At 32.6% G+C, this 3087-nt stretch carries 2 protein-coding genes; one reads left to right on the top strand and one right to left on the bottom strand.

All coding sequences use genetic code 11. The annotated features are described in order from the left end of the window. Window positions 1-796: 796 nt before the first annotated feature. A complete protein-coding gene (locus V7024_RS16225; RefSeq protein ID WP_335521766.1) occupies window positions 797-1816 on the bottom strand; it encodes a zinc-binding alcohol dehydrogenase family protein in 1020 nt (339 codons plus the stop codon). A 324-nt stretch (window positions 1817-2140) separates the two neighbouring features. Here V7024_RS16225 and V7024_RS16220 point away from each other — a divergent pair, with 324 nt between their 5' ends. Next, complete coding sequence (locus V7024_RS16220) at window positions 2141-2767, top strand: class I SAM-dependent methyltransferase (RefSeq protein ID WP_335521764.1); 627 nt, start codon at window positions 2141-2143, stop codon at window positions 2765-2767. Window positions 2768-3087: the final 320 nt, after the last annotated feature.

Here is a 3087-nt window from a genome sequence, read left to right as displayed (position 1 = left end):
ATATTATACATATCTAATATGTAAGATCCCTTTAAAATCAATAGATTTTCACCTTTAGTCTTGATAATTATTAAACGATGCATCTTTGTTTCAAGCCGACAATTTAAACATTTAAGTATTCAAAATGATCCCCATAATGAATGAACCATGCCACCAACAAAAAATGCTAAACCTAAAGCAAAAACAATCAAAGCGAGTATTGCATTTTTATTATTTTCCATAAAATTGTCTCCTTGTAATTTTATATTTGTTTAATTTTTTATACTAAAAAACCTTTAGTCGTAATTATGGCTAAAGGTTATTATCATCATGCAACACTTTTCAAATTTTTGTTAAAATATAAATAAAAATAGAACTTGAATAAAAGAATGGGGTAAAAAATGTTGAAAGAGAAAGTATGTCCTAAGTGTAATGGTAATCAAATTGAGAAAGGGATTATAAGAGCAGGCAACGGGGTAGTTCATATGTTTTCCTATAACAATCCAAGAAGTCAATCTTCACCAATATCTTCATATTTCTGTTTGAATTGTGGATATATTTTAGGTTTATATGTTGAAAAACCACAAATCTTTTAAAGCAGAATATTAAATTAGTCAGTATGTTAGTTGAAGAAGGAATACAAATCAGTCCAACTTTTTTATAAAACAACTATTTAATTTACCATGGAAAAGCTTATTTTGTTGATTTATCAATATTAATAGCAGTATTTCAAACATACACAAAATAAAAATAGAGCTGTATTACATACAGCTCCATTCTTCATATTTCATTCTTGGCAGTATCCACTTATATACCCTTAAAAAGTTTCCAATACGATCTTCCCAATCATACTTCCTGTTTCAATCATCTCATGCGCTTTTCTAATATTACTCGCATGAATTGGTGATAACGTCCTGTTTAAAGTCGTCTTAAGCACATTTTGATCCAGTAACTCACTAACTTGATTTAACAAAAGATGTTGGTTAATCATATCTTCAGTCTGGTACATAGCTCTTGTAAACATGAATTCCCAAACAAATGCAGCACTTTTACTTTTTAATAACCCTAACTCTAGCGGTTTCTCATTTTCTACAATCGAACAAATCTTTCCTTGCGGTTTGATTACTTCTGCCATGCTGTTCCAGTGTTGATCTGTATTATTTAAGCAGAAAATATAATCAACTTCATCTATTTCCATTTTGGATAATTGTTCTTTAAATGATTCATGGTGATTGATAACATAATCAGCACCGAAACTTTCCACCCATTCTCTCGTTTCTTTTCGAGAGGCAGTTGTAATCACGTTAAGGCCAGCACATTTTGCTAATTGAATGGCAATAGAACCTACACCACCTGCGCCGCCGATGATTAAAATATTTTTCTGTTTATTCTTTTCCTTATTATTAATATCAATTGCTAAACGCTCAAACATTCCTTCCCACGCTGTAATCGCAGTTAATGGCATAGCAGCTGATTGCGCATGAGTCAAATTTTTCGGTTTCGCTCCAACAATTCTCTCATCCACTAGATGGTACTCACTATATGTACCTGGTCTAATAATACTTCCTGCATAGAAAACTTCATCACCTGGTTGAAACAACGTACAATCTTCCCCAATTTCTACAACAACGCCGCTAGCATCCCATCCAAGTATTTTATACTCTTCTTCTTTTTTATCTTTTGGTGCTCGAATTTTTGTATCAACGGGATTAACCGAAATAGCATGGATTTTTACGACTATATCCCTTCCTGTCGGTACTGGACGTGGTAATTCAATATCGATTAAACTGTTCTCATTTTCGATAGGTAAATATTCTAATAAACCAACTGCTTTCATGTTCATTTCCTCCGCTTACTATAAATTGAGATTCTCCTTACATTATAAATTGCAAAATCAAATTATGTAAGAAGGCACATTTATGTCACATAGTATCACCAGTGTTACTATAGATTTCCACCTTTATAAGAGATATAAACCCAATTAGAGTGTAAAACCCAAAATCCTTGAACTGATTTTTAACACGAGTGTAGAAGGATTTCAAAATTCCAAACCGAAGTTATTCATTTAGTACATATTGATTGGAGTGATAACAATGATGAATATGAAGATTACTTATACATTGGAAACTGAGGTAGAGCATTTATAAAGGAGGAAATTTATTTGCTACGGACATTTGAAACTACTCAAAAACTTTTTAACGATTGGGCCAAAACTTATGATGAAAGTTTAGAAAACCCAAACGGCCCGCTTTATGGATATAATCACAGTTTACTTGAAGCTAAGCAAATGCTTCATACTAGCGATAAAGATAGCATTCTTGATATTGGCATCGGTACAGGTGCTTTTGCATCTTTAGTAAGTAAAAATGATAATAATATGTTTGGAATTGACCTGTCAGAAAAAATGTTAGACCAATGTCAAAATAAGCATCCAAAATTCAACTTAAACACTGGTACTTTTACAAATACAGGACAAAAAAGCGAGAGTTTCGATTCCGTTATTTCAAGCTTTTGTTTTCATGAAGTTTTACCTGAACAAAGAGAAGAAGCATGCAGCGAAGTATATCGCATCTTGAAGCCAAAAGGGCAGTTTCTCTTATTAGATATTATGTTCGCATCTAAAATTGCTATGGAAGATGCAAAACAACGAATAGGAAAACGGTGGGATCCGACAGAAGATTACCCACAAATTAATAAACTCGATTCAATGTTAAGAATGACTGGCTTCTCTAGTGTAAATTGGAGACAAACAGCCCCATGTCACTGGGCTGTTCTAGCATATAAGTAAGCTGCTGGGAGAATAGCAATGAATTTACGTTCTTTTTTTCATCGGTCTCTCCGCTGTTATAACCTCTATATAAAATAAAACAAATATAAAAGCTCAGTTGACAAGAAAAATCAGCTGAGCTTTTTGTATATTCATACCTTATCCTTACTTTATTACATTCTCCTCTAATTCATATACAGATCATTCACTTCTTATTTTTAATGGACTCAACTGAACGAAACATTCTTGAATAAGCATCCTTAATATTCGCTTTATTTACCTTATCATTGTAGAGTCCATACCCCCAATATTGAATGTTTTCTCCATCCCCCACTGATTAT

The sequence above is a fragment of the Bacillus sp. JJ864 genome, assembly GCF_036963045.1.
Classification (GTDB): domain Bacteria; phylum Bacillota; class Bacilli; order Bacillales; family Bacillaceae_G; genus Bacillus_A; species Bacillus_A pseudomycoides_C.
Note: the sequence above shows the minus strand (reverse complement) of the source record. Positions and strands in the feature narration are given on the sequence as shown.

Excerpts from the sequence above, each read along its gene's own strand:
- V7024_RS16225 (WP_335521766.1), bottom strand. The coding sequence starts at position 1,816 with ATGAAAGCAGTTGGTTTATTAGAATATTTACCTATCGAAAATGAGAAC.